Here is a 17,657-nt window from a genome sequence, read left to right as displayed (position 1 = left end):
GCGCGACATGCGAGCGGGCGGGGGACCGGCGTTCCCGCTCAGCCGGCGGCAACCGGGAACGGCCCGCCGGATTTCGCCTGCGCGACCGCCCTGCGGAACGCGCCGGCGAAACTGGTGCGGTCCTGCGGATTGAGAAACCCGCCGACGTCGACCGCCTGACCGCGCGCCGACACGGTGATGCGGGTGACGCCCTCGTCCTCCTCCTCGCGCACCACCAGCTTCGTGCCGAAGGGATTGAACCGGTAAAGCGCCTCGCGCCCGGCGGCGTTGACCTTGCGAATGCGGATCTCGGTGCGCGACACATGCACCTCCTCGAAGGCGCGCGCGGCCCGGTAATTCCAGCGAAACGCCAGGAAGATCAGCAGGATGTCGAGGCCGAGAAAACCGAAGACCGGCCAAGCGCCCATCGACAGGAACACAAGCCCCGCCGCGAAGCAGATGCCGCAAACGACAAGCATCAGCACGCGGAAGCCATTCGGCCCCAGCGAGCGATAGGGCGTGAGCAGGGCCGCGAAGAAAGGCGTATCCGCCGCCTCGCTTCCCGCAACCTCCAGCTCGGATTTCGGATTGCCGCTCGTCATGACGCCCAAGTATAGAGAAGCGATGAGCGAGAACCAGTCCGATTCCGGTAAAACACGTAGCGCACCCGCGCCGAAATCCGCAAAAGCCGCGGTGCGCCGGCGCCGGTCGCGCTACACCAAGGCCGAACTCCACGCGATCTTCGCCCGCTTCCATGCCGCCAATCCGGAACCGGAAGGCGAGTTGCACTACGTCAATCCCTATACGCTGCTGGTCGCCGTGGCGCTGTCGGCACAGGCGACGGACGTCGGCGTGAACAAGGCGACACGGCCGCTGTTCGAGGTCGCCGACACGCCGGAAAAGATGGTCGCGCTCGGCGAGGAAACCGTGCGGGATTACATCAAGACGATCGGCCTCTATCGCAACAAGGCGAAGAACGTGATCGCCCTGTCACGGCAGCTGATCGACGCCCATGGCGGGGAGGTGCCGCAGGACCGCGCGGCGCTTGAGCAATTGCCGGGCGTCGGTCGCAAGACCGCCAATGTGGTGCTCAACATCGCCTTCGGCCAGCCGACGATTGCCGTCGACACGCATCTCTTTCGCCTCGCCAACCGGATCGGCATCGCACCGGGCAAGACGCCGCTGGAGGTCGAGCTTGCACTGGAAAAGGTGATCCCGCCCGAGTTCCTGCTGCACGCCCACCACTGGCTCATCCTGCATGGCCGCTACATCTGCAAGGCGCGCAAGCCCGACTGCGAGAAATGCCTGATTGCCGATCTGTGCAAGAGCCCGGAAAACACCACGCGGACGAAGAGCGCCGCCCGCTGAGCGCAAATGCGCGGCGTGCAGGATCGCCCGCACCGACGGGTGCGGGGCGCAGGATCCATGATTTTGGAAAACGGTCTCGGATCAGGTTCGCCGGGGAAGCCAGGTCCGCCGGGGCAGACTGAAACGCGCAACGACGCGGGCTTGGTCAGCCCTTGCGATCCTTGCGGCGTACCCGCACGACCACATCGACCCGCACGACTTCCATCCCCTCCGGCGCTTCGGGCAGGGAGGCCATGGTCACGCCGGTTCCGGGGATGTCGACCACCTTGTTCTCGCCTTCGATGAAGAAGTGGTGGTGATCGTCGGTGTTGGTGTCGAAATAGGTCTTGGTGCCTTCGACGGCGACCTCGCGCAGCAGACCGGCCTGCGTGAACTGATGCAGCGTGTTGTAGACGGTCGCGAGCGACACCGGCACGTCGGCGGCTTCCGCCTCCTCATGCAGCACTTCCGCCGAAACGTGGCGATTGCCCTTGGAATACAGGAGCTCCGCAAGGGCGACGCGCTGCCGCGTCGGGCGCAGGCCCGCCGTGCGCAACATGTCCTGAACTTCGCCTCGTGCCACCGTTTCGCTCACGCTGCCTCGCTTGCGTTCGTTCGTTGTCGCCCGTTCATTCCGGCCGTGACCAGGCTTTCGCCTGTGCTCAGGCATCGCCTTTGTTCGGGGCCCCTGTTCGGGGGCCTCTGTTCGGGCACCGCCGCGCGTTCGTCCGCTCAGGTATCCCGGGCACCTGAAACCCGCCAGGGTCCGGTGCACGGGGTCGAATGCCCTCGACTGTCTCTGGCCCGGATGTCCCTTAAATCTGGTCCACACCGCGCGCATGGTCAACGCGTTGGGCTGCCGAAAGGGAACCCAACGGCAGATTTCTGCCATAGACCGCGCGGCCATTGCAAGTGCTCCGCCCGTGGATGGCTCCTCCCGCGGCCGGCATCGCCCGGGCGGGCGACACATGACGGGCGCAGGCCGGGCGCAGGCCCGGACACAGCGGGGATCCGCCGCAGCGCGCCGCCTCGCGCGGGGTTTCGAAGCGCCAGACCCTATGATAGTAAGCGGGCGACAATGAGACGTCGCGTTCCGTCCGCCTGTCATCATGCGCGTCAGATGCCATGAGCGACAGACCCGGCGCGGTCGCGAGAGAACCTTGCGGGAATGGAATGAACCAGCGGCAATCCAGCTTCACCTACGACGAGTTGCTCGCGTGCGGACGCGGCGAACTGTTTGGCCCCGGCAACGCGCAGCTGCCGCTCCCGCCCATGCTGATGTTCGACCGGATCACGGAGATCTCCGAGGACGGCGGCGACTACGGCAAGGGCTGTGTGCGCGCCGAACTGGACATCAAGCCGGACCTCTGGTTCTTCCCGTGCCACTTTCACGGCGACCCGGTGATGCCGGGCTGCCTCGGCCTCGACGCGCTGTGGCAGATGACCGGCTTCTTCCTCGGCTGGCTCGGCGAGCCGGGCAAGGGCCGCGCCATCTCGACGGGCGAGATCAAGTTCTCCAAGATGGTGACGCCCGACGTGAAGCGCGTCGAGTACGGCATCGACATCAAGAAGCTGCGGCGCGGCCGGCTGGTCCTCGGCATCGCCGACGGATGGCTGAAGGCCGACGGCGAGACGATCTATCAGGCCAAGGACCTGCGGGTCGGCCTGTTCCGGGCCGAATAAGGCGCTTGCGAAAACCGGGCGAGCCACGGGACGCCTTGCGGAAACAGGGCGCTATCGGCGCGATATCGGGGCAAATGCCGCCCCGAAGCCGGCCTCGATGCCGCGCGACGATTGATCCCGGGCGCCGAACCACTTATCTCAAGCGCCCGTGCCGATGGCATCGGCCCGCGTGATGGGCGGGCGGCAACATGCGGCGCCAGAGCGTTTTTTCCGGAGAAACCGTGTCCGGCCCGTCGGGCGGACACGCTCCGGCACTGCTGATCGGAGCGGACGCGCAGCGCTGGCCTGCGCCCGGTCCAAGATAGACGGGAGACCCCAATGAGGCGGGTGGTAATCACCGGAATGGGCATCGTGTCGTCGCTCGGCGGGACGACCCAGGAAGTCACCGCAAGCCTGCGCGAAGGCAAGTCGGGCATCGGACCGGCCGAGGACTATGCGCGCCTCGGGTTCCGTTGCCGCGTGCATGCCGCCCCCAAGCTCGACCCCTTCGAGGTGCTCGACCGGCGCACCACGCGCTTCATGGGGCCGGGGTCGGCCTGGAACTACATCGCCATGCAGCAGGCAATCGCCGATGCGGGCCTGGAGGAGAGCGACATCTCCAACGAGCGCACCGGCATCATCATGGGCTCGGGCGGCCCGTCGACGCGCGCCATCGTGGAAGCCGCCGACATCACCCGCGAGAAGGGCCCGCGCCGCATCGGTCCGACGGCCGTGCCCAAGGCGATGAGCTCCACCAACTCGGCGACGCTCGCCACGCCGTTCAAGATCCACGGCGTCAACTATTCGATCTCCGCGGCCTGCGCGACCACCAACATCTGCATCGGCAACGCCGCCGAGCTGATCCAGTGGGGCAAGCAGGACGTCGTCTTCGCCGGCGGCGGCGAGGATCTCGACTGGACGCTGTCGAACCTGTTCGACGCCATGGGCGCCATGTCGAGCAAGTACAACGACGACGCCGCGCATGCCTCGCGGCCCTTCGACAAGAACCGCGACGGCTTCGTGATCGCCGGCGGCGCCGGCACGCTGGTGCTGGAAGAGCTGGAACACGCCAAGGCTCGCGGCGCGAAGATCTACGCCGAGATCGTCGGCTATGGCGCCACCTCCGACGGCTACGACATGGTCGCCCCCTCCGGCGAGGGCGCCGCGCGCTGCATGAAGCTGGCGTTGAAGGACGTCAGGGAGCCGATCGACTACGTCAATCCGCACGCCACCTCCACGCCCGTCGGCGACGAGCGCGAGATCGAGGCGATGCGCGAGGTCTTCGGCGACAAGATGCCGCGGATTTCCGCCACCAAGGCGCTGTCGGGCCATTCGCTTGGAGCGGCCGGCGTGCATGAGGCGATCTACTCGCTCCTGATGATGCAGAACGACTTCATCGCGCCGTCGTGCCACATCGACGAGCTCGACCCGGTCTTCGCCGACGTGCCGATCGTGCGCGAGCGCGTCGACAACGCCGGCCTCAACTGCGTGATGTCGAACGGCTTCGGCTTCGGCGGCACCAACGCCACGCTGGTTTTCCGACGCTTCGACGCGTGATCCCCAGTGACACATCAATCCTTGGGCCGACGCGGGTCAGCAACCCGCCGGCCGTTCGTCTGACAGGAGTAAGGAATGGGTGGGCTTCTGGACGGTAAGCGCGGCCTCGTCATGGGCGTTGCCAACGATCACTCCATCGCCTGGGGGATCGCCAAGGCGGCGGCGGCGCAAGGCGCGGAACTGGCATTCACCTATCAGGGCGACGCCTTCGGGCGGCGGGTCCGGCCGCTGGCGGACAGCGTCGGCTCCAAGCTGCTGCTCCCCTGCGATGTGGAAAACGTCGACACCGTCGACGCCGTCTTCGACACGTTGAAGTCGGAGTGGGGGAAGCTGGACTTTCTGGTTCATGCCATCGCGTTTTCCGACAAGTCGGAACTGCGCGGGCGCTATGCCGACACCACGCGGGAGAACTTCTGCCGCACGATGGTGATCTCCTGCTTCTCCTTCACCGAGATCGCCCGGCGCGCCTCCGAGCTGATGACCGACGGCGGCTCGATGATCACGCTGACCTACGGCGGCTCGACGCGGGTCATGCCGAACTACAACGTGATGGGCGTCGCCAAGGCGGCGCTGGAATCCTCCGTGCGCTATCTGGCGATGGACTTCGGCCTGCAGAACATCCGCGTCAACGCGATCTCGGCCGGTCCGGTGCGCACGCTCGCCGGCTCCGGCGTGTCCGATGCGCGGGTGATGTTCAACTACCAGAAGGAACATTCGCCGCTCGGCCGCACGGTCACCATCGACGAGGTGGGCGGATCGGCGCTCTATCTGCTGTCGGATCTGTCGTCGGGCGTCACCGGCGAGGTGCATTTCGTGGATTCGGGCTACAGCACCGTCTCCATGCCGCGCCTTCAGGCGCTCAAGACGCAGGAAGCCCGCGCCCAGGAAATCGTCGACACCAAATGATCCGCGCGACCGGTTCCGCGCGCCGCGCGCGCGGCCGGTCGTCGCCGACACCGCCCGGCCGACGGCCCCGCGCAAGGAGCGCGCCGACCCGGCCCGACGACCCGCGGCAGCTCACTCCACCGTTTCGTCCGGATAGATGCCGAACAGCCGGGTCTGGTCGATCCAGCCGCTGAATTCCTCGCCGGAAATCTCGCACCAGCCGTCGGAACAGGACCCGACGTTCGCCAGAACCCGGGGGCCGAGTTCCGCGACGATCGTCGCGTCGGAGCGCGGATCGGCGCGCAAGGGGGTCGTGCCTTCTGCTTCCCAGGGTGCGACCAGCGCCGTGCGCCGGCCCGACAGCAGCGAATGGAAGACCCAGCCCTCATCGCCTTCCCAGTCGCGCACGCGGCGCCAGTTCTCGAACTCCTGCACGATTTCCACCGGCAGCCCGGCGCGCACGAAGGTCCATCCGATCCGGTGCTCGCGGCTCGGCCCGACGCGCACGTTGACGCGGTCCGACTTGAGGCTGACGAAACGCGGCACCGGAAAGCCGCTCGGCCCGATGGTCCCGGACTGCGCCTGCACCGGCGTGCCGAAAGCGGCGACGACGACGAGCATCAGACCCGCGAGACCCAGGCAACCGGCCGTACGGAGTGTCATTTTGCATTCCCCTTGACCGCCGTCGCGCGAACGGCGTGAACCTTGATACGAGATATCGGGCCAATTCGACCATATTCGTGGCGTGGGTATGACCGCGCCCGGAGCCGGAGGCCCTCCGACGAAAATCTATGCAAGCCGATCCCTTGTTTTGACCGGGCCATCTGGTAAGGAGAACAAGGAATTCGTGCCGATGCGTCGTGCGGCGGTACAGTCTGGGGGAAGCAGGGTTAAGGAGCCCTCAATAGAGCGCGGAAGGCGAGGAGCATGCCCAAGAAGAAGCCGCTGGTCGTCGTGACACGCAAGTTGCCGGATGTCGTCGAGACGCGGATGCGCGAGCTGTTCGAAACACGGCTCAACGAGGCCGACCGGCCCTTCAGCCAGGCGGAGCTCGTCGAGGCGGTGAAGACCGCCGACGTCGTCGTTCCGACCGTCACCGACCGCATCGATTCCGCCGTCCTGTCGCAGGCCGGCGAGCGCCTCAAGCTCATCGCCAACTTCGGCAATGGCGTGGACAACATCGACGTCGTCACCGCCAACAATCGCGGCATCACGGTTACCAACACGCCGGGCGTGCTGACCGAGGACACGGCCGACATGACCATGGCGCTGATCCTCGGCGTGCCGCGCCGCATCGCGGAAGGCATCAAGGCGCTCGAGCACGGTGAGTGGACCGGCTGGTCGCCGACCTGGATGCTCGGCCATCGCATCTGGGGCAAGCGGCTCGGCATCGTCGGCATGGGCCGGATCGGCCAGGCGGTCGCCCGCCGGGCCAAGGCCTTCGGCATGTCGATCCACTATCACAACCGCCGCCGCGTTCCCGAGGCCACCGAGGAAGCGCTGGAAGCGACCTATTGGGACAGCCTCGACCAGATGCTGGCGCGCATGGACGTGGTGTCGATCCACTGCCCGCATACGCCGGCGACCTTTCATCTTCTCTCGGCCCGGCGGCTCAAGCTGATGAAGCCCGAGGCCTACATCGTGAACACCGCGCGCGGCGAGGTGATCGACGAGGCCGCGCTCATCCGCCAGCTCGAGGCCGACCAGCTCGCCGGCGCCGGTCTCGACGTGTTCGAGCACGAGCCCGCCGTCAATCCCAAGCTGGTGGCCTCCGACAAGGTCGTTCTGCTGCCGCACATGGGCTCGGCCACCATCGAGGGCCGCATCGACATGGGCGAGAAGGTGATCATCAACATCAAGACCTTCATGGACGGCCATCGTCCGCCCGACCGCGTGTTGCCGTCGATGCTCTGACGGATCGGCGCCGGGGGCATCGCCCCCGGGTCCGGAGGGTCCGGCGTTTCACCCGGATTGACCGGGCCCCAGAAAGAGCGCTGATCGCATCTACAATCCGATTTCTCAAACGGGAAGAGCGGTTTCCGCGTCCGTCCGCACGCTTTGCGTGACAGGTGAGGGACGCGGCCGCCCTGCGCGGCGACGGATCACGCCCGTCCCGAAAACCGCTAAACTCCCCTGAAACGCAGGCGCTTCAAAGGTCAGTCGGCGATGCCCGTCCGACGTAGCGCGGGGCATCTCCCGCGCGCGAGTCAGCCGTCGTATGTCGCCCAGAGGCCGCCGTCCGGGAGATCTCCGATGAAGGCGCGATGCGCTTCGCGCTCCGATGCGCTCAGCCGGGGGACGAGCGGGACCGGGCGGGCCCGCGCCGGACCGCGGCGCGCCGGCGTCTGGCTCGCATAGGACGCGGCGTCGTCGCCGCCCTCGCTGGCGAAGGCGAGGCCCGCCTGCTTGCCCCCGATCAGCTCGATATAGACTTCCGCCAGGATCTCGGAGTCCAGCAACGCCCCGTGTTTCGTGCGCCGCGAATTGTCGATCCCGTAGCGATTGCACAGGGCGTCCAGCGAGGCGGGCGAACCGGGATGCTTGCGCCGGGCGATTGCCAGCGTATCGAGCACCTGCACCTCGGGGATCGGGTCGAGCCCGACGCGCGCCAGCTCCATGTTGATGAAGCCCATGTCGAAGGCGGCGTTGTGAATGACCAGCACCGCATCGGCCACGAAGTCGAGAAACTCCCGTGCCACATCCGCGAACTTCGGCTTGTCGGCGAGAAATTCGCTCGACAGACCATGCACGTTGAAGGCCTCGATCGGCACGTCGCGTTCCGGATTGAGATAGACGTGATAGGTGCGCCCGGTCGGCACGTGATTGATCAGCTCGACGCCGCCGATCTCGACCAGCCGGTCCCCGTTCTTCGGATCGAGGCCGGTGGTTTCGGTGTCGAAGGCGATTTCGCGGCGCATGATGTCTCCTCGAAGGCGCGGACTGCAGCGCAAGTGTCCCGCGCGGCTGCCCGGGACTCAAGACGTCGGCGCCCGGCCATCCCCGGCACGCACCGCTTTTCCCCAGTTCCGCCGGCGCGGCGGAGTTGCGCGAGCCTCCGTCAGGCGAGCGCGGAAAGCGCGCGCAGGATGGCGGCGACGCTGCGCCGCGCCATGTCGAGCCCGTGGCCCGTATCGACCAGAAAATGCGCGCGGCGACGCTTGTCCGCATCCGGCATCTGCTTTGCCAGGATGGCCGCGAAAGCGTCTTCCGTCATGCCGGGCCGGGCGAGCACGCGGGCGCGCTGCACCTCGGCCGAGGCCGTCACCACGACGCTTGCGTGCACGCGCGCCGCGCCCCCGGTTTCGAACAGCAGCGGAATATCCAGGACCGCCACCCGCGCGGCGGAGGCACGGGCGGCTTCGAGAAACGCCTCTTCCGAGCCGCGCACCAGCGGATGGACGATGGCCTCCAGCCGCGCCATCGCCTCCGGCTTGCCGATCACCTGCGCACCGAGTGCCTTGCGGTCGACGACCCCGTCGACAACCGTCCCGGGAAAGGCCGCCTCGATCTTCGGCGCGGCCGCTCCGCGATAAAGCGCGTGGACGGCGGAATCCGCGTCGTAGACGGCGGCGCCCGCGCGCGCGAACATCGCCGCCGTGGTCGATTTGCCCATGCCGATGGACCCGGTCAGCCCGACGACGATCATTCCGCGAGCCCGAGATCGGCCAGCACCAGCCGGCGCAATTCGTCCGTCACCTGCGGCCGCACCCCGAACCAGCGCTCGAAGCCCGGCACGGCCTGATGCAGCAGCATGCCGAGCCCGTCCACCGTGCGAAGCCCGCGCGCGCGGGCCTCGCCGAGCAGCGGCGTCTCCAGCGGCGCATAGACGATATCGGTCACCAGGGCGCCGGATTTCAGCGGTGCCAGATCGAGATCGAGCGGCGGTTGGCCCGTCATGCCAAGCGACGTGGTGTTCACCAGACAGTCCGTTTTCCCCAGGAGATCTGGTATATCTCCCCAGGCAACGGCAATCGAGTCGGGCGCGAAACGGCTGGCGAGCGCCTTGGCCTTTTCGGCTGTCCGGTTGGCGATCATCACGGTTTTCACACCGCGCGACAGCAACGCCCAGACAATCGCCCGCGCCGCACCGCCCGCGCCGAGAACGAGCGCGGACGACACATCCTCATCCCATCCCGGCGCCTGCTGGTCGAGATTGCCGAGAAAGCCGAGACCGTCGGTGTTGTCGCCGACGAGCGTGCCATCGTCCTGCAGCCAAAGCGTGTTGGCCGCGCCCATGATCCGCGCGGTTTCCTCCAGCCGGTCGCAGCATTGCGCGGCGATCTCCTTGTGCGGCACGGTGACATTGCATCCGACGAGGCCGCTGTCGCCGAACCCGCGATAGAAGGCCTCCGCCTCCTCCGGCTTCACGGCGATACGCTCATAGGCGCCGTCGATGCCGTGGGTCTTCAGCCAGTGTCCGTGAATGAGCGGCGAGCGCGAATGCGCCACCGGATAGCCCGTGATCGCGGCCCGGCGGCTCATGCCTCGATCTCCCCGCGGGCCCGCAGTTCGGCCAGAAGCGGCAAGAGCGGCAGGCCGAGCACGGTGAAATAGTCGCCATCGATCTTGTCGAAAAGCTGCACGCCCACGCTTTCCAGCTGATAGGCACCGACGCTTGAGAGCGCCGCATTGCCCGCCTTCGCAAGATAACGGCCGACGAATTCCGGACCGAAGGGACGCATGGTCAGCCGCACGGTCGCGACCGTCCGCCACAACGTCTCGCCGTCGCGCGCCAGGGCCGCGGCGGAATGCAGGGCGTGCTCCTTGCCCGACATGGCAAGAAGCTGACGGCGGGCCGCTTCCATGTCGTCGGGCTTGGTGAGACGCGCGCCCTCGAATTCCAGCACCTGGTCGGCACCGAGAACGAGCGCCCCGGGCCGGCGTTCGCTGACCGATTGCGCCTTGGCCTCGGCCAGCACCTGGGCGATGTCTGCCGGGGCGAAGCCGCTCTCCAGCAGGGGCGCCTCGATGGCGCGTTCGTCGACGTCGGCGGGGTCGATGTCGAAGGCGAGGCCGGCGTTGCGCAGAAGATCCGCGCGGATGCGGCTGCCGCTGGCGAGAACAAGGTGGGTCATCGTCACGGTCCGGAGCAAGGGGTCGGGAAGGGCTGCGCCATCCGGCACCCCCTCGCGATATCAGGCCGACGTCGGGTTTTCCAGCGCGCTCTTGTGCGCCCGGTAGAGGCTCATGATCTCCGCCGCCGTCTCCTCGATGGAGCGCCGCGTCACGTCGATGACCGGCCAGCCGCGTTCGGCGCAAAGCTTGCGCGTGGTGGAGATCTCCCGCGCGATGGCCCGGCGGTCGACGTAGGTTTCATTGGCGAAATTCGCCGCGTTCAGCGCCAGGATGCGATTCTGACGCACCTGCTGGATCCGCTCCACCGATGCGATGACCGCCACCACCATCGCCCGCTTCAGACGGTCAAGCTGATGCGGCAAGGGAATGTCGGGAACGATCGGGATATTCGCGGCCTTGATGCCGCGATTGGCGAGATAGATGCAGGTCGGTGTCTTCGACGTGCGGCTGACGCCGAGCAGCACGACGTCGGCCTCGTCGAGATCCTCCGGGATCTGCCCGTCGTCATGCATCATGGTGAAGTTCAGTGCCTCGATGCGCTCGAAGTAATCCGCGTCGAGCGCATGCTGGCCGCCGATCCGGCCCGTGAGCTGCACATTGAGATAGGACTGAAAGACCGCGAAGACCGGCGAGAGAATGTTGACGCAGGGCACGCCGAGCTTGCGCCCCGCCTGTTCCAGCCGCTCGGCGAGCTCGGCATCGACCAGCGTGTAAAGCACGATGCCCGGTGCCGTCTCGATCTCGGTGATCGCCCGTTCCAGCTGCGCGGCCGAGCGCACCAGCGGATAGACATGCTCGATCGACTGGACGTCCTCGTATTGCGCCGTCGCGGCGCGCGCCACGGTCATCAGGGTTTCGCCGGTCGAGTCCGAAACCAGATGCAGGTGGAAGAAGTTACGCGATTTACCCAAGCTGTTATCCCCGTGACACATATCTGCTGTTCAAAGATCGCGTCCGTCTGGGGATCGTCGAGCGGTCGGCCGGTTTTCCTCCCCGAAGCGCGAAATCCATCAACACTTCACAGCGACGCGCGAGACGGAGCCGAAAGCGCTGCTTGAATCGGGGACGAAACGGTTGTTGTGAACCGATCCCCAGCTTGTCCCACCGCGCCTTAAAAGTTAACAAACAGTTAACGAAGCGCCAAGCGTCTGACCAATCACATCGATTCGGGTTCTCAACGGTTGGCGGAAGATGCTTTTCACGCAAAACCCCTCGACAGGTGCGGCGTGGATGAGTCATGTGGACAGGAGTCGACAATCGCCAATCCCGGTTGTCCAGTGCCAATCAAAAACAACAGAATCCTCTTTTCAGGATTCTTTTCTTTTTTAGGGGGTGTTCGTGTCTCAGACCGCTTCACGACGGGTCATGAAGGTGCTCGAGGGAGATCGGCTCTGGCCGCCCCCAATCTGGATGATGCGTCAGGCGGGCCGCTACCTTCCTGAGTACAGGGAAGTTCGTTCAAAGAAGGTTAATTTTCTGGAATTTTGCTACGACACGGATCTCGCGACGGAGGTGACGCTTCAGCCGATCCGACGCTACGGGTTCGACGCCTCGATCCTGTTCTCCGATATCTTCGTCGTGCCCGATGCGCTCGGATATCCGGTCTGGTTCGAGGAGGGGAAGGGACCGCGGCTGGAGCCCTTGCGGGCCGAGCTCGTCGATAATCTCGACCAGAGCCGCGCGGTCGGTCACCTCGATCCGGTCATCGAGACCGTGCGCCGGCTGCGCGCCGAACTCCCCGAGGAGACCACGCTGCTCGGCTTTTGCGGCGCGCCGTGGACGGTGGCGTGCTACTCGGTTGCGGGCCACACGACACAGGACCAGACAGTGGCGCGGGTCGGCGCCTATCGCGATCCGGATCTGATGCAGGCCTTCATCGATCAGCTTGTCACGGCCTCCATCGACTATCTGACGCGGCAATTGCGCGCCGGAGCGGATGCGGTCCAGATCTTCGACACCTGGGCCGGCGTGCTGGACGACGCGGGCTTCGAGCGCTGGTCGATCGAACCGACCGCGCGGATCGTTGCCGGCGTGAAGGCGGCGGTGCCGGGCGCCAAGGTGATCGGCTTCCCCAAGGCTTCGGCGGCGCGTCTCGCCCATTACGTGGCGCGCACCGGCGTGGATGCGGTCGGTCTCGACTGGACGGTGCCGGGCGCGCTTGCCCGCGACGTCCAGAAGATGGTGCCCGTGCAGGGCAACCTCGATCCGATGCGGCTGGTGGCCGGCGGCGACGCGCTGATGGAGGGCGTCGACAGTGTGTTGAAGACGCTGGGCGACGGGCCGCTGATCTTCAATCTTGGCCATGGCGTTACCCCGGATGCCGATCCGGACAATGTGGCGCGGATGATCGAGCGCGTGCGCAACACCCCGGACCCGCGGGGCTAGGCGCGGGATGCTCTATCTCTGGCTCAAGGCGCTGCACATCATGTCGGTGATCGCCTGGATGGCGGCGCTGTTCTACCTTCCGCGGCTGTTCGTCTATCACGCGGAGACCGAGGCGGGCACGCAGCAGAGCGAGACCTTCAAGATCATGGAGCGGCGCCTGCTCAAGGCGATCATGACGCCGGCCATGATCTCGAGCTGGATCTTCGGGCTCTGGGTGGCCTGGGAGGGCGGCTTCCTGCGCGACGGCTGGTTCCACGCCAAGCTCGCGCTGGTGCTCGCGATGAGCGGCTACCATGGCTATCTCGCCCGCTGTGTGCGCGTGTTCGCCAGCGATGCGAACACGAAGAGCCACCGCCACTACCGGATCGTCAACGAGGTGCCGACCCTCCTGATGGTGGTGATCGTCATTCTGGTGGTGATCAAACCCTTTTGAGATTTCGATCCGGCCCGATCTCGTAGCGTCGGGTCGGATCGAAGACATGCAAGTGACTGCGACCAATTGCACCTGGGTGTTATTGCGCCATTCGGCGAATGCACTTGCCTTCGCGTGAACGACTCTGTACATTCCGCCAATCTTCGATCCTGCGGGTATGGTTTTCGAATCGACCGTCGACCCAAGCGAAGACCAGGCCGAGCCCCATGCATCGGCTCCCCACCCGCAGATAATTCCATCCTTTCGAAGCGATCCCTGGCCCACTGACCGGCCAATTGGATCACCTGCATCCAGTTCACTCCAGAAGAAGACCATTCTCAGCCCATGCGGGAAATGAAACTCTCGGACCTCAAGGTCAAAACGCCTACCGAACTGCTTTCCTTTGCGGAAGAGCACGAGGTCGAAAACGCGAGCACCATGCGAAAGCAGGAATTGATGTTCGCGATCCTCAAGCAACTCGCCGTTCAGGACGTGGAAATCATCGGAGAAGGCGTCGTCGAAGTTCTGCAGGACGGGTTTGGGTTTCTGCGCTCGCCGGATGCGAACTATCTGCCCGGGCCGGATGACATCTACATCTCGCCGTCGCAGATCCGCCGCTTCTCGCTGCGCACCGGCGACACCGTCGAGGGAGAGATCCGCAGTCCGAAGGAAGGCGAGCGCTATTTCGCGCTGCTGAAGGTCAACAAGATCAATTTCGAGGATCCGGACAAGGCGCGCCACAAGGTTCACTTCGACAATCTGACGCCGCTCTATCCCGACGAGCGGTTCAAGATGGAGGTCGAGAATCCGACCATCAAGGACTTCTCGGCGCGGGTCATCGATCTCGTCGCGCCGCTCGGCAAGGGACAGCGCGCGCTGATCACCGCCCCGCCGCGCACCGGCAAGACCGTGTTCCTCCAGAACATCGCCAAGTCGATCACGACCAATCATCCGGAATGCTATCTGATCGTTCTCCTGATCGACGAGCGCCCGGAAGAAGTCACGGACATGCAGCGCACGGTGAACGGCGAGGTCGTGTCGTCGACCTTCGACGAGCCCGCGGTGCGCCACGTCCAGGTCGCGGAGATGGTGATCGAGAAGGCCAAGCGCCTGGTCGAACACGGACGCGACGTCGTTATCCTGCTGGATTCGATCACGCGTCTCGGCCGGGCCTACAACACCGTCGTGCCGTCGTCGGGCAAGGTGCTGACCGGCGGTGTCGACGCCAACGCGCTGCAGCGTCCGAAGCGCTTCTTCGGCGCGGCGCGTAACATCGAGGAAGGCGGTTCGCTGACGATCATCGCGACGGCCCTGATCGACACCGGCAGCCGCATGGACGAGGTGATCTTCGAGGAGTTCAAGGGCACCGGCAATTCCGAGATCATTCTCGACCGCAAGATCTCCGACAAGCGAGTGTTCCCGGCCATCGATATCCAGCGGTCCGGAACGCGCAAGGAAGAGCTTCTCATCGAGCCGGTGCAGCTCAAGAAGATGTTCGTCCTGCGCCGGATCCTCAATCCGATGGGAACCGTCGATGCCATCGAGTTCCTGCTCGACAAGCTGCGCCAGACCAAGTCGAACGACGATTTCTTCGATTCCATGAACACCTGACGCGGGTGTGACGCCCCGCCGTCAGGCGGGAGAACGGATTCACGTGGAACACCCGCAAGAGCCCCTTGCGGGTGTTTGCATGTCCGGATGTGTTTCACGTGAATCCGATCCGATTCGGGATCGCAACGGACCGACACCATGACGACCCATGCAACGCCCCCCGTGATCGAGACCGAGCGGCTGATCCTGCGCCCCTGGCGGGACAGCGACTATGACGTTCTCGCCGAGATCAATGCGGACCCGGAGGTCATGCGCTACTTTCCGGCGGTGCTGGACAGGGCGCACAGCGATGCGCTCCTGACCCGCGCGCGGCAGCGGGAAGCGGAGCGGGGGATCTGTTTCCGCCCGGCGGTGGAGAAAGGTCAAGGCCGGGTGATCGGTTTCGTCGGGCTCAATGTCCCGGAACCCGAAATGCCCTTTGGACCCTGTGTCGAGATCGGATGGCGGCTGGCACGCTCGGCCTGGGGACACGGCTATGCGAGCGAAGGTGCGCGAGCCTGGCTTCGATTCGGCTTCGAAACCCTCGGCCTTACCGAAATCGTGTCCTTCACCACCGTTGAAAACCGGAACTCGCGCCGGGTGATGGAGCGTCTCGGCATGCGCCACGATCCGCACGACGACTTCGATCATCCGGCTCTTGAGACGGGACACCCCCTGCGGCGCCATGTGCTCTATCGGCTGAGCGGGGATGCGTGGCGGGCGCGGGTGTAAGGGGTCCGGCCGCCGCAGGCGGATTCACGTGAAACGGACAAGAAATCCGTCAAGAAGCCCGCCCGTCGGTCCCGAGGGCCGGTGATAGCAACCGGCGGGACCGCGAAGCGGGGGAAGGCGGGTCGGCCAGGAGGCCAGGGTTGCCAACCGGTGCTCGCGAACAGGAGGAAGGACAGACATGCGCGCCCAGACCATCTACGCCTTGTCGAGCGGCGCGGTGCCGAGCGGCGTTGCGGTGATCCGCGTGTCCGGTCCAAGGGCGCGATTCGTCCTCGAAACGATTTGCCAGCGGATGCCCGACGCGAGACAGGCTCAAGTGCGCCGGCTTCTTGATCCACGGTCTGGAGAGGTTCTGGACGAAGCGCTGGTCTTGTGGTTTCCGGCTCCCGGGAGCTTCACCGGTGAAGACGTGGTCGAACTTCAGTGCCATGGCGGGCGGGCCGTCGTGGCCCGGGTGCTCGAGGTTCTGGGGTCGATCGAAGGATGCCGGCCTGCCGAGGCCGGGGAGTTCACCCGGCGCGCCTTCGACAACGACCGCCTGGATCTGCTGCAGGCCGAGGCGTTGGCCGATCTGATCAATGCGGATACGGAGGCGCAGCGCCGGCAGGCGGTCCGGCAGCTGGGCGGCGATCTGGGGCGGATCTACGATGCCTGGCGGAGCCGGTTGCTGCGCGCCCGCGCGATGATCGAGGCGGAGCTCGATTTCGCGGAGGAAGAGGATGTGCCGGGCGCGGTCTCGGATCGGATCTGGAGCGATGTGGCCGCGCTCGGGCGCGAGATCGCGGCGCATCTTACGGCCGCGAAGGCGGCCGAACGCCTGCGCGAGGGCCTGCAGGTCGCGCTCGTCGGCAAGCCCAATGCGGGCAAATCGAGCCTTCTGAATGCGCTCGCCCGGCGCGATGTGGCCATCGTGACGGAGGAGGCCGGAACCACTCGGGACGTGATCGAAGTGCATCTCGATCTTGGCGGATACCCGGTCACGCTGGTGGATACGGCCGGGGTCCGCGAGGCGACGGGTCTGGTGGAGCGGGAGGGAATTCGCCGGGGACTTGCCCGGGCGCGGACGGCGGATCTCGTTTTGCTGCTGAGCGAGCCGGCCGATCCTGTCGACGCGAAGACGGTTGCGGATCTTGGATTCGGGCCCGAAACCGATGTCTGGATTGTTGGCACGAAGTCGGATTTGCAATCCGAGGGATCGGCGCGAGGGGAGGTGTCGGACGCTGGCCATCGGATCTCGGTGAAGACAGGTTCCGGCATCGGGGATCTCATCGATGCGATCGGGGCCTTCGCGGAAACGCGGCTCGGTCTGCGAGAGGACCCGGTGGCGACTCGGGCACGGCATCGCCATCATCTGGAAGATGCGGCGGCGGCGCTTACCCGAGCGGAGGCGGGGGATCGTCCGTTGGAGCTGAGGGCGGAAGATCTCCGTCAGGGGGCGGATGCGCTCGGTCGTATCGCCGGGCGCATCGGCGTCGAGGATATGTTGGACGTGATTTTCCGCGAATTTTGTATCGGGAAGTAAACGAGCGTTTCACGTGAAACACCGGAGTCCGGGGCTCGATTCAAAACCGTTATGAAGACTCCTGCGGAACGACCGTGAGTTTTCATCCGTCGGGCGCGCTCGAGACCCAGAAACCGCCGCAACCGGGAGCGCGGGCGGCGGTGTGCCCGATGGGGCACTGGCAGGCCCTTGCCTTGGTCTGCGACAGGATTGGCATAACCGACCGGAGCGCGCTTCGGCGGGATCGTTTTGACCGGTACACGCCATTCCAGTATAGGCTTTCCGGTATCACGAGAGTGGCAGAGGCGCGGTGCGGGGCCGAGTGGTGACGCCTGTGTCCTTCCGCATGCGCAGGGATTGGATCTCCCGGCAGACCTGGAATCGCTTTACAGTCGCGAGCAACGGCGCTCTGCCCATGGTCTGCCGCATGTGGACCTGGTGCAAGAGGGTCTGCCTGGCGGACGCGAGGTGGAGCGTTTTGCGTGGCGGCGAGAAACGGGCCGACGGGCGAGGCCCGCGACGGACAATGTG

Annotated in this window: 18 protein-coding genes; 10 read left to right on the top strand and 8 right to left on the bottom strand. The window is 65.8% G+C overall.

Annotated features, from left to right (window positions below; all coding sequences use genetic code 11):
- Window positions 1-38 precede the first annotated feature (38 nt).
- Window positions 39-581: a DUF2244 domain-containing protein gene (locus ABL312_RS17860; RefSeq protein WP_349358755.1), complete on the bottom strand. Its 543-nt coding sequence runs from the start codon at window positions 579-581 to the stop codon at window positions 39-41.
- Window positions 582-603: 22 nt separating this feature from the next.
- Between ABL312_RS17860 and nth the strand changes: the two genes are divergently transcribed.
- Window positions 604-1,347 (top strand): endonuclease III, encoded by a 744-nt coding sequence (gene nth / locus ABL312_RS17855; protein WP_349358754.1) that lies wholly within the window; start codon window positions 604-606, stop codon window positions 1,345-1,347.
- Window positions 1,348-1,492: 145 nt separating this feature from the next.
- On the opposite strand, the gene irrA is transcribed toward nth, so the two are convergent.
- Entirely contained in the window at window positions 1,493-1,885 is a 393-nt protein-coding gene (gene irrA / locus ABL312_RS17850) for an iron response transcriptional regulator IrrA (protein WP_349361449.1), read from the bottom strand.
- Between the two features lie 614 nt (window positions 1,886-2,499).
- Between irrA and fabA the strand changes: the two genes are divergently transcribed.
- From fabA to fabI, 3 genes are all read left to right on the top strand, one after another.
- Window positions 2,500-3,009, top strand: a complete 510-nt coding sequence (gene fabA / locus ABL312_RS17845; protein WP_349358753.1) for a 3-hydroxyacyl-[acyl-carrier-protein] dehydratase FabA — start codon at window positions 2,500-2,502, stop codon at window positions 3,007-3,009.
- Between the two features lie 318 nt (window positions 3,010-3,327).
- Entirely contained in the window at window positions 3,328-4,545 is a 1,218-nt protein-coding gene (fabB, locus tag ABL312_RS17840) for a beta-ketoacyl-ACP synthase I (protein ID WP_349358752.1), read from the top strand.
- Between the two features lie 75 nt (window positions 4,546-4,620).
- Window positions 4,621-5,451, top strand: a complete 831-nt coding sequence (fabI, locus tag ABL312_RS17835; protein ID WP_349358751.1) for an enoyl-ACP reductase FabI — start codon at window positions 4,621-4,623, stop codon at window positions 5,449-5,451.
- 111 nt (window positions 5,452-5,562) lie between these two features.
- Here the strand turns inward: fabI and ABL312_RS17830 are convergent, their stop codons facing one another.
- On the bottom strand, window positions 5,563-6,093 hold the full coding sequence (locus ABL312_RS17830; protein WP_349358750.1) for an SH3 domain-containing protein: 531 nt from the start codon (window positions 6,091-6,093) through the stop codon (window positions 5,563-5,565).
- Between the two features lie 264 nt (window positions 6,094-6,357).
- Between ABL312_RS17830 and ABL312_RS17825 the strand changes: the two genes are divergently transcribed.
- Window positions 6,358-7,344 carry a D-glycerate dehydrogenase gene (locus ABL312_RS17825; RefSeq protein WP_349358749.1) on the top strand — a complete coding sequence of 329 codons (987 nt, stop codon included), beginning with the start codon at window positions 6,358-6,360 and terminating at the stop codon, window positions 7,342-7,344.
- A 293-nt stretch (window positions 7,345-7,637) separates the two neighbouring features.
- Here ABL312_RS17825 and dnaQ read toward each other — a convergent pair whose 3' ends face one another.
- The 5 genes from dnaQ to ABL312_RS17800 all read right to left on the bottom strand — a co-directional run bounded on the left by dnaQ (window position 7,638) and on the right by ABL312_RS17800 (window position 11,438).
- The gene (dnaQ, locus tag ABL312_RS17820; protein ID WP_349358748.1) at window positions 7,638-8,348 is read right to left on the bottom strand and encodes a DNA polymerase III subunit epsilon; all 711 of its coding nucleotides are present in this window, start codon (window positions 8,346-8,348) and stop codon (window positions 7,638-7,640) included.
- A gap of 140 nt (window positions 8,349-8,488) precedes the next feature.
- Window positions 8,489-9,076, bottom strand: coding sequence for a dephospho-CoA kinase (gene coaE / locus ABL312_RS17815; RefSeq protein ID WP_349358747.1), 588 nt, complete (start codon window positions 9,074-9,076; stop codon window positions 8,489-8,491).
- Window positions 9,073-9,912, bottom strand: coding sequence for a shikimate dehydrogenase (locus ABL312_RS17810; RefSeq protein ID WP_349358746.1), 840 nt, complete (start codon window positions 9,910-9,912; stop codon window positions 9,073-9,075). The genes coaE and ABL312_RS17810 overlap by 4 nt, the downstream gene beginning before the upstream one ends.
- Window positions 9,909-10,505 (bottom strand): Maf-like protein, encoded by a 597-nt coding sequence (locus ABL312_RS17805; RefSeq protein ID WP_349358745.1) that lies wholly within the window; start codon window positions 10,503-10,505, stop codon window positions 9,909-9,911. Before ABL312_RS17805 ends, ABL312_RS17810 begins: the two co-directional genes overlap by 4 nt.
- 60 nt (window positions 10,506-10,565) lie before the next feature.
- Window positions 10,566-11,438, bottom strand: coding sequence for a pyruvate, water dikinase regulatory protein (locus ABL312_RS17800; RefSeq protein WP_374730146.1), 873 nt, complete (start codon window positions 11,436-11,438; stop codon window positions 10,566-10,568).
- Between the two features lie 433 nt (window positions 11,439-11,871).
- Here ABL312_RS17800 and hemE point away from each other — a divergent pair, with 433 nt between their 5' ends.
- The 5 genes from hemE to mnmE all read left to right on the top strand — a co-directional run bounded on the left by hemE (window position 11,872) and on the right by mnmE (window position 17,147).
- A complete protein-coding gene (gene hemE, locus ABL312_RS17795) occupies window positions 11,872-12,891 on the top strand; it encodes a uroporphyrinogen decarboxylase (RefSeq protein ID WP_349358744.1) in 1,020 nt (339 codons plus the stop codon).
- Window positions 12,892-12,898: 7 nt separating this feature from the next.
- Entirely contained in the window at window positions 12,899-13,324 is a 426-nt protein-coding gene (hemJ, locus tag ABL312_RS17790) for a protoporphyrinogen oxidase HemJ (RefSeq protein ID WP_349358743.1), read from the top strand.
- 324 nt (window positions 13,325-13,648) lie between these two features.
- Window positions 13,649-14,914 (top strand): transcription termination factor Rho, encoded by a 1,266-nt coding sequence (rho, locus tag ABL312_RS17785; RefSeq protein ID WP_349358742.1) that lies wholly within the window; start codon window positions 13,649-13,651, stop codon window positions 14,912-14,914.
- A 138-nt stretch (window positions 14,915-15,052) separates the two neighbouring features.
- Window positions 15,053-15,625, top strand: a complete 573-nt coding sequence (locus ABL312_RS17780) for a GNAT family N-acetyltransferase (protein ID WP_349358741.1) — start codon at window positions 15,053-15,055, stop codon at window positions 15,623-15,625.
- Between the two features lie 178 nt (window positions 15,626-15,803).
- The gene (mnmE, locus tag ABL312_RS17775; RefSeq protein ID WP_349358740.1) at window positions 15,804-17,147 is read left to right on the top strand and encodes a tRNA uridine-5-carboxymethylaminomethyl(34) synthesis GTPase MnmE; all 1,344 of its coding nucleotides are present in this window, start codon (window positions 15,804-15,806) and stop codon (window positions 17,145-17,147) included.
- Window positions 17,148-17,657: the final 510 nt, after the last annotated feature.

Origin of the sequence: Stappia sp. (assembly GCF_040110915.1) — a bacterium.
Classification (GTDB): domain Bacteria; phylum Pseudomonadota; class Alphaproteobacteria; order Rhizobiales; family Stappiaceae; genus Stappia.
Note: the sequence above shows the minus strand (reverse complement) of the source record. Positions and strands in the feature narration are given on the sequence as shown.